The 17,187-nt window shown below is 59.3% G+C and carries 14 protein-coding genes; 9 read left to right on the top strand and 5 right to left on the bottom strand.

Going from position 1 to position 17,187, the window contains the following annotated elements; translation table 11 throughout:
• The first annotated feature begins 57 nt into the window (after positions 1-57).
• Positions 58-978: a zinc ABC transporter substrate-binding protein gene (locus ACA041_RS00290; RefSeq protein ID WP_497439379.1), complete on the top strand. Its 921-nt coding sequence runs from the start codon at positions 58-60 to the stop codon at positions 976-978.
• 108 nt (positions 979-1,086) lie between these two features.
• Here the strand turns inward: ACA041_RS00290 and ACA041_RS00285 are convergent, their stop codons facing one another.
• A complete protein-coding gene (locus ACA041_RS00285) occupies positions 1,087-2,037 on the bottom strand; it encodes a homoserine kinase (RefSeq protein WP_497439378.1) in 951 nt (316 codons plus the stop codon).
• A gap of 59 nt (positions 2,038-2,096) precedes the next feature.
• Complete coding sequence (locus tag ACA041_RS00280) at positions 2,097-2,387, bottom strand: DUF2782 domain-containing protein (RefSeq protein ID WP_150765438.1); 291 nt, start codon at positions 2,385-2,387, stop codon at positions 2,097-2,099.
• A gap of 74 nt (positions 2,388-2,461) precedes the next feature.
• Here ACA041_RS00280 and polA point away from each other — a divergent pair, with 74 nt between their 5' ends.
• Positions 2,462-5,230 (top strand): DNA polymerase I, encoded by a 2,769-nt coding sequence (polA, locus tag ACA041_RS00275; protein ID WP_497439377.1) that lies wholly within the window; start codon positions 2,462-2,464, stop codon positions 5,228-5,230.
• 399 nt (positions 5,231-5,629) lie between these two features.
• On the opposite strand, the gene yihA is transcribed toward polA, so the two are convergent.
• Positions 5,630-6,271, bottom strand: coding sequence for a ribosome biogenesis GTP-binding protein YihA/YsxC (yihA, locus tag ACA041_RS00270; RefSeq protein ID WP_497439376.1), 642 nt, complete (start codon positions 6,269-6,271; stop codon positions 5,630-5,632).
• Between the two features lie 191 nt (positions 6,272-6,462).
• On the opposite strand from yihA, the gene ACA041_RS00265 reads away from it, so the two are divergent.
• The 7 genes from ACA041_RS00265 to ACA041_RS00235 all read left to right on the top strand — a co-directional run bounded on the left by ACA041_RS00265 (position 6,463) and on the right by ACA041_RS00235 (position 13,597).
• Positions 6,463-6,753, top strand: coding sequence for a c-type cytochrome (locus ACA041_RS00265; protein ID WP_154849577.1), 291 nt, complete (start codon positions 6,463-6,465; stop codon positions 6,751-6,753).
• A 46-nt stretch (positions 6,754-6,799) separates the two neighbouring features.
• Positions 6,800-7,411: a c-type cytochrome gene (locus tag ACA041_RS00260; RefSeq protein WP_497439375.1), complete on the top strand. Its 612-nt coding sequence runs from the start codon at positions 6,800-6,802 to the stop codon at positions 7,409-7,411.
• 199 nt (positions 7,412-7,610) lie between these two features.
• The gene (locus ACA041_RS00255) at positions 7,611-8,252 is read left to right on the top strand and encodes a thiol:disulfide interchange protein DsbA/DsbL (protein ID WP_497439374.1); all 642 of its coding nucleotides are present in this window, start codon (positions 7,611-7,613) and stop codon (positions 8,250-8,252) included.
• A gap of 14 nt (positions 8,253-8,266) precedes the next feature.
• Complete coding sequence (locus ACA041_RS00250; protein ID WP_497439373.1) at positions 8,267-9,142, top strand: endonuclease/exonuclease/phosphatase family protein; 876 nt, start codon at positions 8,267-8,269, stop codon at positions 9,140-9,142.
• Entirely contained in the window at positions 9,143-11,023 is a 1,881-nt protein-coding gene (locus ACA041_RS00245; protein WP_497439372.1) for a GGDEF domain-containing protein, read from the top strand.
• Positions 11,024-11,125: 102 nt separating this feature from the next.
• A complete protein-coding gene (locus ACA041_RS00240; protein ID WP_497439371.1) occupies positions 11,126-11,908 on the top strand; it encodes an N-acetylmuramoyl-L-alanine amidase in 783 nt (260 codons plus the stop codon).
• A 75-nt stretch (positions 11,909-11,983) separates the two neighbouring features.
• Entirely contained in the window at positions 11,984-13,597 is a 1,614-nt protein-coding gene (locus tag ACA041_RS00235; protein ID WP_497439370.1) for an EAL domain-containing protein, read from the top strand.
• Between the two features lie 7 nt (positions 13,598-13,604).
• On the opposite strand, the gene ACA041_RS00230 is transcribed toward ACA041_RS00235, so the two are convergent.
• Together ACA041_RS00230 and algB are read right to left on the bottom strand one after the other, a co-directional pair.
• Entirely contained in the window at positions 13,605-15,395 is a 1,791-nt protein-coding gene (locus ACA041_RS00230) for a KinB sensor domain-containing domain (RefSeq protein ID WP_497439369.1), read from the bottom strand.
• 10 nt (positions 15,396-15,405) lie between these two features.
• On the bottom strand, positions 15,406-16,752 hold the full coding sequence (gene algB / locus ACA041_RS00225) for a sigma-54-dependent response regulator transcription factor AlgB (protein WP_497439368.1): 1,347 nt from the start codon (positions 16,750-16,752) through the stop codon (positions 15,406-15,408).
• Positions 16,753-17,187 lie beyond the last annotated feature (435 nt).

Raw genomic sequence — 17,187 nt, 5'->3', positions numbered from 1 at the left:
CGAGGTTTGTGAGAGACGTTATTATGTTACCCGTTCTCGCCTCTTCGAGTGGTCATCGTGTCCCGACTTTTTTCTATCTTTGTCGCATTTATCGCAACTTTTCTGCTGATCGGTTCGGCGCAAGCCGACGTCAAAGTCCTCACCAGCATCAAGCCCCTGCAGTTGATCGCCGCTGCGGTGCAGGACGGCGTGGCCATTCCCGAAGTGCTGCTGCCCCCCGGCGCCTCGCCGCATAACTACGCCTTGCGTCCATCCGACGTACGGAAGGTGCAGGCGGTGGATCTGCTGTACTGGATCGGTCCGGACATGGAAGGTTTCCTGCCTCGGGTACTCAATGGCCGTACGCTGCCGAGCGTTGCCGTGCAGGATCTGCCCGGCCTGAAACTGCGCCATTTCGCCGAAGACAACCACTCACATGCCGAAGAAGCCGACGAACATGACCATGATCACCGCCCCGGCAGCCTGGATGCGCATCTTTGGTTGTCGCCGGTCAATGCTCGTGTGATCGCGACGAAAATGGCCGCCGACCTGACTGCGGCCGATCCGGCCAATGGGGCCCGCTACCAGAGCAATCTCAAGGCCTTCGATGAGCGTCTGGATGCGCTGGACCTGCGCTTGAAGAAACGACTGGCCGGTATTGAAGGCAAACCTTACTTCGTGTTCCACGAAGCCTTTGACTACTTCGAAGACGCTTATGGCCTCAAGCATGCCGGCGTATTCAGCGTCGCGGCCGAAGTCCAGCCTGGCGCCCAGCACGTGGCGGCCATGCGTACCCGATTGCAGGAAGTCGGCAAGACCTGCGTATTCAGCGAACCGCCGCTGCGGCCGCGGCTGGCGGAAACCCTGGTGGCAGGCTTGCCGGTGAAACTGGCGGAGCTGGATGCGTTGGGCGGGTACACGCCGGCGACCGCTCAAGGGTATGAGCAGGTGCTGGAGAAGTTGGGGAATGATTTGGCGGGGTGTCTGGAGTCGTTGTAAATACTGCGATAACCCTGTGGCGAGGGAGCTTGCTCCCGCTGGCCTGCGCAGCAGGCCCATCTTGGGGCCGCTTCGCGTCCCAGCGGGAGCAAGCTCCCTCGCCACAATTCAGAGGGCGAACGGTAGCGGCGTGCTGACCTTCTGCCGCTGCGCCAGCCGTTGCTGAAACTCCATCGGATCGTGGATCAACACATCCTGCCCGGCAAACGATTCCGCAGCGATCAACCTCGACAGCCAGAACCGCACACAGGCCACTCGCAACATCGTCGGCCACAACTCGGCCTCCGCCGCGGTAAAGGGGCGTAGTGCCGCATAAGCCCCCAGCAATGCGCGCGCCCGCGGCCCGTCGATCTTCCCGTCCTCGTCCGAACACCAGTCATTCAAGGCGATCGCCACGTCGTAGAGCATCGGTCCCGAGCAGGCGTTGTAGAAGTCGATCAGCCCGGTCAGGTGCGTGCCTTCGAACATCGCATTGTCGCGGAACAGGTCGGCGTGGATGTTGGCGCGCGGCAGGGCCAGAATTTTCGTCTTCTGCCGGGTGATTTCCTCCAGCGCCCGCTGCAACAGATCGCTCTGCTCGGCATTCAGGTGGGAAAGCAGTTGCGTGCCCTCCTCCTGCATCCAGTCAAGGCCGCGATCGGTCTTGCGCTTGATCATATTGGCCTGGGTGGCCAGATGCAGATGAGCCAGCAGCTCGCCGACCTGAGCGCAATGCTGGGCGTTCGCCTGCTTGATGTGTTTGCCGGCCAGGCGCGGTTGCAACAGCGCCGGTTTGCCGGCCAGTTCGCGCAACGCCACGCCATCGGTGGTACGCAGGGCGTAGGGCACCGGCAGATCGGCGTTGTGCAGCACGTCCAGCAGTTCGATGAAGAACGGCATTTCCTGGACCGGGCCACGCTCCACCAGGGTCAGGACATATTCGCCCTGCTCCAGGCTGATAAAGAAATTGGTGTTTTCGCTACCGGCGGCAATCCCCTGGAAATCAAGCAGGCGGCCGAGCCCGTATGGGGCGAGAAAGGTTTCCAGCTCGGGCCGAGCCAGCGGGGTAAACACAGACATGGTTAAAACTGCCAGTACGGGCGCTGCCACATGAGCCAGCGCCGATTGAAATTAGGAAACTATTTCCACTCAAAGATCTTCCACGACGGAATCAGCATATCGGGCTGATCCGAGCGGATGAAGTTACCGTCCGAGCCATCGGCACGCACCAGAAAGTAAGGTTTGCCGACACTCGGCGTCACCTGGATGGCATACAGGAAACCGTTCTGGCGGTACTCCTTGATCGTGTTGTCGCCCTCGGTACGGATGGTTACATCCGGTTCCGGCGACGGTGCATCGTCCGCCGCCATGACGGCCAATGGGGTGACTGCAAACAAGCCAGCCAACAGCAAGCGATTTAGTGTGCGCATGATAACCTTGTCCCTTTGTCGTCAACGGTCCCGCTATTCTAGCGCCGGACCCGCCGAAAAGGTTGATCCTGCTCATGAGCCAAGCCCCCCTCGTCCTGGTGGACGGTTCTTCTTACCTGTACCGCGCCTTTCACGCCCTGCCACCGCTCACCACGTCCAAAGGCCTGCCGACCGGGGCGGTCAAAGGCGTGTTGAACATGCTCAAGAGTCTGCGCAAGCAGTACCCGGACAGTCCGTTCGCCGTGGTGTTCGACGCAAAGGGCGGGACCTTCCGCGACGAAATGTTCGCCGAGTACAAGGCCAATCGCCCGAGCATGCCCGACGACATGCGAGTCCAGATCGAGCCACTGCATGCCAGCGTCAAGGCCCTGGGCTTCCCGTTGCTGTGCGTGGACAACGTCGAAGCGGACGACGTGATCGGCACCCTGGCCCGCAGCAGTGCCGCCGCCGACCGCCCGGTGGTCATCTCCACGGGCGACAAGGACATGGCGCAACTGGTCGACGGGCACATTACCTTGGTCAATACCATGACCGGTAGCGCGCTGGACGTGGAGGGCGTGAAGGAGAAATTCGGTGTCGCTCCCGAGCAGATCATCGATTATCTGGCACTGATGGGCGATTCGTCCGACAACATTCCGGGCGTTCCAGGTATCGGCCCGAAGACCGCTTCCGGTCTGCTGGTCGGCGTGAATGGCGGCCTGACCGAGCTCTACGCGCAGCTCGATATCGTTCCGACCCTGCCGATTCGTGGGGCCAAGACCCTGCCGGCCAAGCTCGAAGAGCACAAGGAGATGGCATTTCTCTCCTATCGACTGGCGACGATCAAGATCGATGTGCCGCTGGATATCGGCCTGGACGACTTGCAAATGGGCAAGCCGGACCACGACAAGCTCGCCGAGTTGTACACCCTGCTGGAATTCAAGAGCTGGTTCGAAGAGAACCAGCGCGATGCCAAGCGCTCGGGACAGGACATAGTCGAAGTCGTCCAGGAACAGCCAGGCGCCGCAGAAGCCAAGTACGAAACCATCCTCGACCAGAAGCGCTTCGAGGCCTGGCTGGCCAAGCTCGACAAGGCACCGCTGATCGCCTTCGTCACCGAGACCAATGGCAGCGACGCCCAACACTCGCAGCTGGTGGGCCTGTCGTTTTCCGTCGCGGCCAACGAAGCCGCCTACATCCCGCTGACCCATTCCTACATGGGCGTGCCGGAGCAACTGGATCGCGACAGCGTGCTGCTGGCGTTGAAACCGCTGCTGGAAAACCCGAACAAAATGAAAGTCGGCCAGCACGCCAAGTTCGAAACCAACATCCTCGCCAATTGCGCTATCGGTGGCGATCAGAACAACGGGATCGTGGTCCGAGGCATTGCCTACGACACCATGCTCGAGTCCTACGTACTCGACTCGACAGCCACCCGCCACGACATGGACAGCCTGGCGCTCAAGTACCTGGGCCAAAGCAAGACCGACATTCAGGGGATCGCGGGTAAAGGCGTCAAACAGCTGACCTTCGACCAGATCTCTCTTGAGTTGGCGGGCCCCTATGCCGCCGAAGACGCCGATGTCACCTTCCGTCTGCACCTGGCATTGCAGGAAAAACTGGCCGCCACGCCAAGCCTGGGCAAAGTGCTGAACGAGATTGAAATGCCGCTGATGCCCGTGCTGGCCCGTATCGAACGCCAGGGCGCACTCGTGGACGCCAACCTGCTGGGTATCCAGAGCGTCGAGTTGGGCGAGAAGCTGGTCGCCCTTGAGCGGGAAGCCTTCGCCATCGCCGGTGAAGAATTCAACCTTGGCTCGCCGAAACAACTGGGCGTGATCCTTTACGAGAAGCTCGGCTTGCCGGTTCTCAGCAAAACCGCCAAGGGCCAGGCCTCGACGGCCGAAGCGGTGTTGGCCGAGTTGGCCGAACAGGACTACCCGCTGCCCAAGGTGCTGATGCAGTACCGCTCGCTGAGCAAACTAAAAAGCACCTATACCGACCGTTTACCAGAGCAGATAAACGCTCGCACCGGCCGCATCCATACGTCTTACCAGCAAGCCGTTGCCGCCACCGGACGCTTGTCGTCCATCGATCCCAACCTGCAAAACATTCCGATCCGTACCGCCGAAGGCCGGCGGATCCGCCAGGCGTTCGTCGCGCCGAAAGGCTACAAGCTGTTGGCCGCGGACTATTCGCAAATCGAACTGCGGATCATGGCTCACCTGGCCAAGGACGAAGGCTTGCTGTACGCCTTCCGCAATGACCTGGACGTGCACAGAGCCACGGCGGCGGAAGTCTTCGGGGTCGAACTGGAAGCGGTCACCACCGACCAGCGACGTAGTGCCAAGGCGATCAACTTCGGTTTGATCTACGGCATGAGCGCCTTTGGCCTGGCCAAGCAGATCGGCGTCGATCGCAAGCAATCCCAGGCTTATATCGACCGTTACTTCACCCGCTATCCCGGTGTGCTGGAGTACATGGAGCGCACCCGCGCCCAGGCCGCAGAACAGGGTTACGTCGAAACCATCTTCGGTCGTCGCCTGTACCTGCCGGAAATCAATGCGAAAAACCCGGCCCTGCGCAAAGGCGCCGAACGCACGGCGATCAACGCCCCGATGCAAGGCACCGCGGCAGACATCATCAAGAAAGCCATGGTCGCCGTGGATAACTGGCTGACCTCCTCAGGCCTCGACGCCAAAGTCATCCTGCAGGTGCACGATGAATTGGTGCTTGAGGTGCGTGAAGACCTGATCGACCAGGTTCGTGAGGAAATTCGCGTGCATATGAGCGAAGCAGCGAAGCTGGATGTTCCGCTGTTGGTCGAGGTGGGTGTGGGAAATAATTGGGATGAGGCTCACTAGAGCCTATCCATGTAGGAGCGAAGCTTGCTCGCGAAGAACTCAAGAGCGCCGCGTTTAGCCATTGAACACGCGTTATCGTTAACGACCTTCGCGAGCAAGCTCGCTCCTACAGGGGTCCCTGCTGCGACATAGTGCCGCGGCAGAGAAGACAAAAGACGCTTATCGCGGAAAATGAACTGGCTTATTTCGAATGGTTTTCCAGACCTTCAGGAACTAAACCCGTGAAACGCGACTCAGAATAACTGAATGGCTGGTGAAGCCCTTCGATGCTCCTATGTTGTGTTAAGTGTTGGCAGATATCTGGACCCCGCCCTAGCGGTCCGGAGCTTGAACCCCGGAACTTCCCCCTCCCCATAGAAGTCCGGGGTTTTTTTTGCCCGCGATTTAATCCGCCAGCCTTTACTCGGCAGCCTCGGCGCCCTTGTCCGCCAGCTCCATCCAGCCTGCCAGTACAGTGTAGGCGTCTTCCAGACCCAGGCGTTTGGGTGCGGAAAACAGCTGAATCGTCACGGCATCGCCCCAGCCTTTACGAATCTCGGCCTGAACCTTGAGCAAGGTGTTTTTCGCCGCGCCGTAGGTCAACTTGTCCGCTTTGGTCAGCAGAATGTGCATCGGCATGCCTGCGGCGACGGCCCAGTCGAGCATCAGCAGGTCGAAGTCGGTCATTGGATGACGGATATCCATCATCAGAATCAACCCTTTCAAACTCTCGCGGCCGCCCAGATAGGCTTCCAGGTGACGTTGCCAGTGCATCTTCAACGGGATCGGTACTTTTGCGTAACCGTAACCCGGCAGGTCGACCAGACGACGTTCATCGTCTAGCTTGAAGAAGTTCAGCAGCTGCGTACGCCCCGGAGTTTTCGAGGTTCGCGCCAGGCTGGCATGCGTCAGGGTGTTCAGCGCACTGGACTTGCCGGCGTTGGAACGCCCGGCGAAGGCCACTTCAAAGCCTTCGTCGTCAGGACATTGGTCGACTTTGGCGGCGCTGAGCATGAAGGTGGACTGTTGGCACAGGCCGAGGATGGGGTTCTTGAATTGCATGGGATTTCCGATGTGGGCGGCGCCGGGAATGGACGCGGCAAGCGGTGTCGTTTCCGTTTCAGTGACGCCAGTATATAATGCCGCAGATTTTGTGTGCGCTTTGTCCCAGCGTAGGATGAAGTTCACGAGAGCGATTGACCTTGATTGCGCATTAGAACGCAGAACGCTCTCAACCCTGAAAAGGTCGTTTTATGACGAAATGGCTGCTAGCTGCCGGTATCTTGATGCCGCTTTACAGCGCTCAGGCTACACAGGATCCGGAAGCTGTGTACAACCGTGTTTGTGGTGCCTGTCATTCCGGCCAACTACCCATGGCGCCCAGAAAGGGCGATCAGGAAGCTTGGACGCCGAGGTTGGCGAAAGGTATGGAGACGCTGGTGCAACACGTGACCCAGGGTTTCAAGGCGATGCCGCCGCGTGGTTTGTGCATGGACTGCAGTGCCGAGGATTACCGAGCCATCATCCAGTGGATGAGCGAGTGATTCCGGTCCATAACTCTTTAACCCTTAGCCGTAGTTGGATTAGCTGATGAACAAATTGATCGTGAGTCTGCTGTTGACCGTGGGGATCTCCGGCATAGCCCATGCTGCAGGTGATGCAACTGCTGGTCAGGCGAAAGCCGCAGTATGTGGCGCCTGTCATGGCCCGGATGGCAACAGCATGGCGCCTAACTTTCCGAAACTGGCGGGCCAGGGCGAACGTTATCTGAACAAGCAGTTGCACGACATCAAGTCCGGCAAGCGTGTCGTACTGGAAATGACCGGCCTGCTCACCAACCTGAGCGATCAGGACCTGGCTGATATGTCTGCCTTCTTCGCCAGCCAGAAAGGCAGTGTTGGTGCCGCCGATCCGAAAGTCGTCGCTCGCGGTGAAGCCTTGTTCCGTGGTGGAGACCTGGCCAAGGGCCTGCCATCCTGCACCGGCTGCCACGCTCCAGACGGCAAGGGCAACGCGGCGGCCGGCTTCCCCCATCTGGGTGGTCAACATGCTCAATATATCGCCAAGCAACTGACCGACTTCCGCAAGGAAGAAGGCGGTCGGGCCAACGATGGTGACACCAAACCGATGCAAAGCATTGCCAAAAAGCTGAGCGACGAAGATATCGCTGCAGTCTCCAGCTATATTCAAGGCCTGCACTGAGACCAGCGGGCGGACATTGCGAGGGATGCACATCTCTTGCAATGTTAACGCTCGATTAATCTGTCGATGCAAGCATAAAAAGGGTGGCTTTGGCCGCCCTTTTTTGTGGCCGCTGCCGTTACACTACAGAACTCAAGCCCGCCATGACCTGTCTGAAAACAGGTCGCGCGAGGCGACCCAATTTGTCCAGGAGTAAAGCATGCGTAATCTGATCATCAGCGCCGCACTCGTCGCTGCCAGCCTGTTCGGCATGACTGCCCAAGCCGCCGAAGCACCTGCCGCACCTTATGTGGAACTGAGCAATCCAGTTCCGGTTGCCGTGCCTGGCAAGATCGAAGTGGTGGAGCTGTTCTGGTATGGCTGCCCGCATTGCTACAAATTCGAGCCGGTGATCAATCCCTGGGTTGAAAAACTTCCATCCGACGTGAATTTCAAGCGCATCCCGGCCATGTTCGGCGGCCCTTGGGATGCCCACGGCCAAATGTTCCTGACCCTGGAATCCATGGGTGTCGAGCACAAGGTTCACACCGCGGTGTTCAAGGCAATTCAGGAAGAGCACAAAAAGCTGGTGACCCCGGAAGAAATGGCGGAGTTCCTCGCCACTCAAGGTGTAGACAAGGATAAATTCCTCGCCACGTTCAACTCCTTCGCCATCAAGGGCCAGGTCGTTCAAGCCCGCGAGCTTGCCAAGAAATATGAAATCACTGGCGTACCTACCATGATCGTCAACGGTAAATATCGTTTTGACATCGGTTCCGCCGGCGGCGCCGAACAAGCCCTGCAACTGGCCGAAAAACTGGTCGACAAAGAGCGAGCCGCAACCAAGGCTGCCGCTAACTAAGCGCGGGGCCTGCCATGCGCCGCTGGGGTACTGAACGAATCGTTGGCCTGCATGATCCGCGGGTCAACGAACATCATCTGGAATCAACGGGCCTACCCGCAGACAGCCGCCTGCGCTTGCTCAGTTTCAATATCCAGGTCGGCATCAGTACCGAGCGGTATCGGCACTATCTGACTCGCGGCTGGCAACATCTGCTGCCGCACACCGGACGTGCCGACAATCTGCAAAAAATCGGCAACCTGCTGGGCGACTTCGATCTGGTCGCCCTGCAGGAAGTCGATGGCGGCAGCCTGCGATCCGGCTACGTCAATCAGGTCGAGCACCTGGCGCAGCTCGGTGCGTTCCCTTACTGGTATCAACAACTCAATCGCAACCTGGGACGCCTCGGCCAGCACAGCAACGGCGTGCTCAGCCGCCTGCGCCCGTGGGCGATTGAAGATCATCCGCTGCCGGGACCCAAGGGCCGCGGAGCCATTCTGGTGCGTTTTGGTGAAGGTCCGGAAGCATTGGTGGTGGTCATGATGCACCTGGCGCTGGGCGCCCGCGCCCGCAGCATGCAACTGGCCTACATCCGCGAGTTGATCGGGGGTTATAAACACCAGGTGCTGATGGGCGACATGAATACCCATGCCAGTGACTTGTTGCAAAACTCGCCGTTACGCGATCTTGGCCTGCTCGCACCACAGCTGGAAGCGACCTTCCCCAGCTGGCGCCCGCAGCGCTGCCTGGACCATATCCTGCTGAGCCCGACCCTGACCCTGGAAAAGGTCGAGGTGCTGGCACAACCCATTTCCGATCACCTGCCAGTCGCGGTAGAGATTCGTCTGCCGGGTTCGCTCACGGCCGATTCATTGCCTGCACTGAGTCCTGCACCATCGCGGACCCCATGAATGAGCGACGAAACACAGCGCTGGAAAGAGAAGTACCTCAAAAGCGTCGAACAACAGGAAAAGCTCGAGCGTCGATGGGACGCCCGGCTCGACTTGTTGCGCCGTGGACTGGTGCGCAGCACCTTGGCGGCCGAGGGCACCGATCGCGCGGTTGACCAGTGCATGAAAGAAATGCGCGAAGTCATACGCACCGATGACATGGACGCTGGTCTGGCTGCCCTGCTTCCACGGCTGGAAAAAGCCGTGCTCGACTCTGAACAACGCCGCGAAACCCGGATCAATCAGACCAGCGCCTCCCTGACCGCGCTGGTTGCGCAACTGCAAACATTGCCGCTGCCCCGGGAAGTCAGCCGATCACTCAAGGATTTCAGCAAACAGCTGGACTCACGCGTCAGTCAGGCACGTGAGATCCCGTTGCTGCTCAGCGAACTGAGCGGCCTGCAAGGCAAGGCACTGGGTCAGCTGGAAAATCCGGTAGAGCCCGGTCGCCCGGGTTTGCTGCAACGGCTGTTTGGCAGTCGTGACGCAGATGAAATGGCGGCACCACAGGTCGTCACCCTCGTAGCGCAAGCGCCGGCTGAACCGACACCGTCTCCTTCTGTCCTGACGATCGTTCCACCCCTTCTTGAGCCGCTGCAAGCTCGGGAAATACTGCCAGAGCCATCAACTCAAGCGGACCATGAACAACCAATAGAGCCAACGCCTTGCGTGATCGCGACAGCGATTGAGCAAAGCCTGCCCGATCCGTCAGCCATGGCTCAGGCCATTATCGCCGTCGATCCGGAGCAAGCCGAGCAAGATAACGTTTATGCCCTTCCGGATTCCCCCGAGCCTTCTTACAGCTCGGTGGCCCAGCACATAGAAGACAGGCTATTAGGCCTGCTTGACGACCTGAGCTTACCCGAACGTCATCGCCCCCAAGCGGAAGCGATGCGTGAACGCCTGCGAAATGGCTTGAATTGGTACGAATTGCTACCAATTCTCGACGATCTGGCAACCTTGATGCTGGCGATCAACGACAGCGGCCAGCACGAGTTCGAAACCTATCTGCAGCAACTCAACGAGCGTCTCGAGTCGTTCCAGAGCAACTTGCAAGCCGCCAGCGAGGGCCATGCCGATAACCGTTCGGCGGCACGGGAAATGGACACGCAGATCCGCGATCAGGTCGACGGCTTGCAGAGCAGCTTGCAGCAAGCCGCGGATCTGGATGGCCTCAAACGCGCCCTGGAAAACCATCTTGAAGGTCTGCTCGGCACCATGGACCACCATCAGAAGCAGCGTGACGAGCGCGAGCAGGAAGTCGCGGCGCGCCTACAAAGTCTGGCCGAGCGGGTGGCCCACATGGAACAGGAAGCCCTGGGCTATCGTGAGCATCTCGAAGAACAGCGCCAGAAAGCCTTGATTGACCCGCTGACCGGCCTGCCCAACCGTGCGGCTTGGGCTGAACGGCTCGACCATGAAATCAGCCAATGGCAGCAACAGGGCAACTCCTTGCTGCTGGCAATGCTTGACCTCGATCACTTCAAACGCATCAACGACAACTATGGCCACCTGGCGGGCGACAAGGTACTGAAAATCATCGCCGGCGTGCTGCGCAAGCGTCTTCGCGAGACAGATTTCATTGCGCGGTTTGGCGGGGAGGAGTTTGTCCTGCTGATGCCCGCCACAGGCGCGGTGGCCGGGGCGAAATTGCTGGAAAAATTGCGAGCCGTTATTGAAGCCTGCCCTTTCCACTTCAAGGGCGAGCCGGTGAGCATCACCCTTTCCATCGGGTTGACCACGTTCAAAGCCGGCGAACATAGCGATCTGGTATTGAAAAGAGCCGATCAGGCGCTATACAGGGCTAAACATGCCGGGCGAAACCAGGTGCAAATCGGCTAAGGCATTTGTTCCATTTTGTTTAAATCACGGGCGCCGTCCGTCTTCGCGCGAAGCAGTACGTTACACTGTTGCATTATTGTCTTTTGCGTACTGCCTCCCGTCATGAAATTTCTTGCCCTAATCATGTCTCTGGGTCTGTTAGCCGGTTGTGCCAGTGGCCCCCGCTTCGACACCAGTCATGCCTCTGTCAACCACGACAGCCGTATTCAATTCGTGGTGCTGCATTACACCTCCGCGTCGCAGGAACGCTCGCTGCAGTTGCTGACCCATGGCGAAGTCAGCAGTCATTACCTGATCGGCGACGACAAAAAAGCCACCATCTATAAGCTGATGGATGAAAACATGCGGGCATGGCACGCCGGCGAGAGTGAGTGGCAAGGCCGAACCTGGCTGAACTCCAGTTCCCTGGGTATCGAAATCGTCAACCCGGGGTTCAAGGATGCCCCGAACGGCGGGCGTCTCTGGTACCCCTACAGCGAAGCCCAGGTCCAGTCCCTGATTGTGTTGCTCAAGGACATCAGCAAACGTTATGCAATCAGCCCCCGCAACATCATCGGGCATAGCGACATCGCACCGTTGCGCAAGCTTGATCCAGGGCCGCTGTTCCCCTGGAAACGCCTGGCAGCCGAGGGTTTGGGCATCTGGCCCAACGAGCAGGCCGTCGCCCGTCAGCAGGTTCAGTTCGATGTCCAGTTGCCGGGCATCAGTTGGTATCAGGCGCAGTTGGCCCGCCTGGGTTACCCCACGCCGCAAACTGGCGAGCTGGATGTCGCGACGCGCCACGTGATTGCGGCCTTCCAGATGCGTTTCCGACCGACACGCTTCGACGGCACCCCCGATGCGCAAACAGCGGCGCTTTTACAAGTTTTGAATCAGACAAAATAATGACGCCCGCCCGACGGTAAGAGCTTTTTCTCAATCAGCAGCTATAACTCATTGGTAATTCTTCGGATGTACCCAATGCCTGCTGCTCGTGAGACATTACGTAGTTGGTTTTATCGCCCCTGGTTTTTGGCGATGCTCGCTGCTGCCTTGAGCGCGACCCTGTTAATGACGGGTGGCCTGTTCGTGGCCATGCATCAGGTCGAGCAGAGAGAAAGCGAAGAGATGAATGCCCAGGGCGAGCGCTTTCTGGCTCGACTGGAACAACTTTTCGGGCAATTGCGCGAAAGCCTCGACGACCTTGAAGCGCAGCCGCTGCGGGGCTGCGATGACGAAATGATCGCAACGCTGCAGCAAGTCAGTTTCAACTACCGCTTCGTTTACGAAGCCGCTTATATGGACGCTTCGCGTATCTGCTCCAACCGCCCCCGCCAGGTAGGGCTGTCGCTGATACGACCGCCGGACATCAAGGGCCCCACCTACAGCTATTGGCTGAACACCACCACCGAACCCGATGAAAACCGGGCCGCACTGATGCTCGGGCGCGGTAATTTCCGTGTCGCGACCTCTCGCGGGCACTTGACCGACATGGTCGACCTGTCACCCGGTAGCAGCCTGCTGGTGGTACTCGACCACGGCACGCGGGCGATTCCGGTACTGGGTGCATCTCAGGTCTGGCCGCCGACCGAACCCTGGCCCCCGAAAAGCCCCGATGCACTGCAGGTCACGCACACTCGTTTGATTTACCGCATGCCTACCAACAATCCTGAATACCAGCTGGTGCTGATCACGCCGCGTACCGGCATGCATGTTCCAGCCGTCTGGTGGTGGTTACTGCCGGCCAGCCTGGCGCTGGGGGTATGCGTGGGTTTTCTGGTGTTCCTGCTGGTAAGGCAGCGACAGTCGATGGACGCGGAACTGACGGGTGCGATCCGGCGAGGCGAGCTGCAAGTGTTGTATCAACCGATTTTCGATCTCGACAGCCGCAACTGCGTCGGAGCCGAAGCCTTGCTCCGCTGGCGCCGACCGGATGGCACCCTGACCAGCCCCGACCTGTTCATTCCGATGGCAGAAAACACCGGCCAGATCCGCCAGATGACCGACTTCGTCCTGCAACGCCTGCTTGAGCAGTTGGGGCACTTGCTGCGGGCCAATCCGCAGCTGTACATCTCGGTCAATCTTGCGGCCTGCGACGTCATGGTGCCGCGTATCGGCCAGGTGATGGCGCGCTTGCTGACGTTGCACCGGGTCGCGGCCAAGCAAATCGCATTCGAAGTCACCGAGCGCGGATTGATCGACGTGGTGGTGGCACGGGAAAACCTGCAAGCGTTGCGCGATGTCGGGCATCAGGTGCTGATCGACGACTTCGGCACCGGCTATTGCAGCCTCGCCTACCTGCAAACCCTGCCCGTGGATTGCCTGAAAATCGACAAGGCCTTCATTGATGCGCTGGGCCATGACGCCGCCAGCAGCGGCGTGGCACCGCATATCATTCACATGGCCCAGGCCCTGCAACTGAAAGTGATTGCCGAGGGCATCGAACATGAAGCGCAAGCGGCGTTCCTGAGCAGTGAAGGGGTGAAATACGGTCAGGGCTGGCTCTTCGCCCATGCGCTAAGTGCGGTGCAGTTCATCGAACTGATTACCCGCGGCCGCCGACTGGCCGGCAGGCGAATGGATGACGAAGCCTGAAAGCGCCTTATACCGCCAGCGCCATGTAGAACTGAGTGCCCTGCCCCGGCCGCGAATAAACGCCCATCCGCCCGCCATGCAACTGCACGATTTCCTTGCACAGTGCCAGGCCGAGCCCGGCACCGCCTTTTTTGCGACCGACCTGGACAAAGGGTTCGAAGATCCGCCCCTGCTGACCGTAGGCAATCCCTTCGCCGTTGTCTTCGACGCTGATGATCACCCGCTCGCCATGGCGCCGAGCCTGCAAGCGGATTTGCCCGTCGGTGCCGGTATGGCGCAAGGCGTTGTCGATCAGATTATCCAGCACCCGGTCCAGCTGCGGCTGATCGGCCTGTAGCCAGGGCAATGGCCCCTGCACTTCCACCGACAGGCTGATGCCCTTCTCCACCGCCACGCCGGCATAACGTGCCCGGGCCTGTTCCAGCAATTCGTCGATGGAACACGGCGCCAGCGTCAGTTTCTGCAACCCGTTCTGATAACGCGAGAAGTTCAGCAGGTCGTTGATCAACTGCATCAGACGCTGCATCTCTTCATTCACGGTGTCCAGCAGATCGGCTTCACGGGAGTCCTGGGCAAAATGCGCGCGCTCGCGGAACAGGCCGAACGCCATATGCATTCCGGTGACCGGCGTGCGCAGCTCGTGGGAGGCACGCAATACGAACTCGCTGCGCACCCGCTCGAATGCGCGCTGCTCGGTGACGTCATGCAACACCATCACGGCGCCGAGAATATGGCCCTGAGTGTGGCTGACCGGCGTCAGGCTATAGGTCAGCAATCGCGACTCGCCATCGACCTCGATGCTCAAGTCTTCGGGCGCCCGCTCCAGGGTCCCGCCGCGCAGCACCAGTTGCAGCTGTCCATCAAGCTCGGGACGCTCCAGCGCGGTGCCCAGGCCCTGGCCGAGTCGATCGGTGTCCCAGCCCAACTGCCGCTGCGCCACGGGATTGAGGTGTTCCAGATGACCTTCGCGGTCGATCATCAGCAACCCGTCGTCGATACTGTCGAGCACCGCCTGCAAACGCTGCTGCCCGGCGAGCAACTCGTCGACATTGGTGGCTTGATGCTCGCGCAGGGCTTCGGCCATGATCCCGAAGCGTTTGGTCAGCTGGTTCATTTCCTCTGCCGAGGAAATCGGCAGGGTCACTTCGAAATTACCTTGCCCGATGTTATCCGCCGCCTGGGCCAAGGCCTCGATCGGCGCGCCGAAACGCCGGGCGATGGCATGAGCGGTGATGAAGCCAATGATCAGCACCGCCAACCCCACCAACCCGAGCAGGCCAGCCACCAGCAGCGCTCGCTCTCGAGTCTGGCGCTCGGTGTCACTGATGTTATCCAGCGCGCGCTTGTGCTCGGCGATCAGGCCGTTGCGCAGCGCATTGAATTTTTCCGTGAGCTCACCATTGCCGCTAAGCACGTGCCTCGTGTCAGGCGACTGGTCATAGGCCTGAATGAAGCTCTGGTAATCGGCCTTGGCCTGTGCAAAACCGTACTGAACGTCCTGGCCGGAGTTGCTGAGGGCAATGCCTTCGTCCAGCAACCGATAGTATTGCTGCCTGGACTGCTCTAATGCAGCAGTATCCGGTTGCTCGCTGAGCATGATGATCAACTGGTCGCCCAGGGTCTGCCGCAGTTTCAGCCCCAAGTCGAGGGTGACGAAGTTGTTTCGGATCAGCGCTTCCTGTGTCCCCGCCATCTGCATAACGCTAACCAGCCCGAGCAGGAGCCCGAGCAGTGCGACGGTGATCAGTGCGGAAATACTCAAGAACAGCCGAGTGCGCAACTTCATCGCCAGTTTCATCGGGCGGGGCTCACAGGTTGTACTGCTTGCGTTTGCGATACAGCGTCGATGCATCGATGCCCAACGTCTTGGCAGCCTGGTCCAGGGTGTCGGCGGTGGCAAGAACGGCGCCGATGTGAGCCTTTTCCAACTCGTCCAGACTCAGCGCGGCACCGATGCGCGGCGCGTTGTTCACCGGAGTTTCGGCCATGCCCAGGTGGCTGATCTCTACCCGCTCCTGCGGACAGATGATGCTTGCCCGCTCCACGACGTTACGCAGTTCGCGGATGTTACCTGGCCAGCGGTAGCTGAGCAGCGCTTCGCGAGCCTCCTCGCTGAAACCCCGGCCCGGACGCGCATATTCCTTGACGAAACGAGCCAGGAAGCGATCAGCCAGATTCAGAATGTCTTCCCTGCGTTCGCGCAACGGCGGCAAGTGCAAGGTGATGACGTTCAGGCGATAGAGCAGGTCTTCACGGAAGCGGCCGTCACGCACCATGTCCTCCAGATTGAGGTTGGTGGCCGCGAGGATCCGCACATCGGCACGACGCGTGACTGGATCGCCAACGCGCTCGTACTCTTTGTCCTGGATAAAACGCAGCAACTTTGGCTGCAACGTGAGGGGAAAATCGCCGATTTCGTCAAGAAACAAGGTTCCGCCATCGGCCTGATTGACACGACCCAGTGTACTTTCGCTGGCCCCGGTGAAGGCACCACGACTGTGACCGAAGAGCTCGCTTTCCATGAGTTCGGCAGTCAAGGACGGGCAGTTGATCGTCACGCAGGATTTCTTGGCGCGCTTGCTCCAGCCATGTATGGCTTGGGACAGTTCGCCTTTACCCGTGCCAGATTCGCCCAGAATCAAAATGTTGGCATCGGTACTGGCCACCTGGCGGGCGGTTTCAAGCACCACTTTCATCGCCGGGCTGTGGGAGTCCAGGCCATCCTTGGGCTTGCGCACCTCACCTTCCAGCGCTTCCAGACGAGCCGACAGCTGTCGCACTTCCAATTGCTTGGCAGTGGCCAGTCGCAGTTGGTCGGGGCTGCAAGGTTTGACCAGGTAGTCGGCGGCACCGGCCTGGATCGCATCCACCGCAGTGTCTACTGCCGAGTGCGCGGTGACGATCACCACCCGCATCCACGGTGCCTGAATGCGCATTTGCGCCAATACATCGAGACCGTTGTCTTCACCCAGACGCAGGTCGAGGAAGCACAAGTCGAAGACCTGACGTTGCAACAACGCTTCTGCCTGCGCAGCACTGTTGGCAGTAGCGACGCTGTAGCCTTCATCTTCAAGGCAATAGCGAAAAGTACGCAGGATGGCGGACTCATCGTCCACCAGCAGAATGCGGCCTTGTTGCTCAGTGGCTGATTCCATTTTCCTACGCTCCTTAATGAATGATCTTGTTTAGTCCCGGAAAAATCGGGCAAGTTGCATGGTTGATTCTGGCCGATTCAGACTACAACAGGGTAGCTCTCTCCTCACCCTACGGCTAATTGTCTGATTTTGTTGTTTTTTTATCAGATAGCCGGTGCACAGGCGGACCATCGGTCACTTTTCTGACATCCGCGCCTGTCGGGCAATTCAAAAAATTTGAAAATCCCCACGCATCGATCGTGCATTACGCACGACCTCTGAAAGACCATCGTGCAGGATGCGTCCGACCCGTTTTTCGCATCGCCTATAACCCATTGTTTTTACTGGATATTTTTATCTACAAAAGCTGGCATGCAGGCTGCAATGACTGAGTTATCCAGGGCATTCCCATCGTTGCCCTAAACCAGATCACCACCGTGTGGGAGGAGCTTCAGG

Source organism: Pseudomonas sp. LBUM1676, from assembly GCF_059695605.1.
Note: the sequence above shows the minus strand (reverse complement) of the source record. Positions and strands in the feature narration are given on the sequence as shown.

What these genes read in the sequence shown, in the direction of transcription:
- ACA041_RS00285 (WP_497439378.1), bottom strand. Translation starts at nt 2,037, where the DNA reads ATGTCTGTGTTTACCCCGCTGGCTCGGCCCGAGCTGGAAACCTTTCTC.
- ACA041_RS00280 (WP_150765438.1), bottom strand. Translation starts at nt 2,387, where the DNA reads ATGCGCACACTAAATCGCTTGCTGTTGGCTGGCTTGTTTGCAGTCACC.
- polA (WP_497439377.1), top strand. Translation starts at nt 2,462, where the DNA reads ATGAGCCAAGCCCCCCTCGTCCTGGTGGACGGTTCTTCTTACCTGTAC.
- yihA (WP_497439376.1), bottom strand. Translation starts at nt 6,271, where the DNA reads ATGCAATTCAAGAACCCCATCCTCGGCCTGTGCCAACAGTCCACCTTC.
- ACA041_RS00265 (WP_154849577.1), top strand. Translation starts at nt 6,463, where the DNA reads ATGACGAAATGGCTGCTAGCTGCCGGTATCTTGATGCCGCTTTACAGC.
- ACA041_RS00260 (WP_497439375.1), top strand. Translation starts at nt 6,800, where the DNA reads ATGAACAAATTGATCGTGAGTCTGCTGTTGACCGTGGGGATCTCCGGC.
- ACA041_RS00255 (WP_497439374.1), top strand. Translation starts at nt 7,611, where the DNA reads ATGCGTAATCTGATCATCAGCGCCGCACTCGTCGCTGCCAGCCTGTTC.
- ACA041_RS00250 (WP_497439373.1), top strand. Translation starts at nt 8,267, where the DNA reads ATGCGCCGCTGGGGTACTGAACGAATCGTTGGCCTGCATGATCCGCGG.
- ACA041_RS00245 (WP_497439372.1), top strand. Translation starts at nt 9,143, where the DNA reads ATGAGCGACGAAACACAGCGCTGGAAAGAGAAGTACCTCAAAAGCGTC.
- ACA041_RS00240 (WP_497439371.1), top strand. Translation starts at nt 11,126, where the DNA reads ATGAAATTTCTTGCCCTAATCATGTCTCTGGGTCTGTTAGCCGGTTGT.
- ACA041_RS00235 (WP_497439370.1), top strand. Translation starts at nt 11,984, where the DNA reads ATGCCTGCTGCTCGTGAGACATTACGTAGTTGGTTTTATCGCCCCTGG.
- ACA041_RS00230 (WP_497439369.1), bottom strand. Translation starts at nt 15,395, where the DNA reads ATGAAACTGGCGATGAAGTTGCGCACTCGGCTGTTCTTGAGTATTTCC.
- algB (WP_497439368.1), bottom strand. Translation starts at nt 16,752, where the DNA reads ATGGAATCAGCCACTGAGCAACAAGGCCGCATTCTGCTGGTGGACGAT.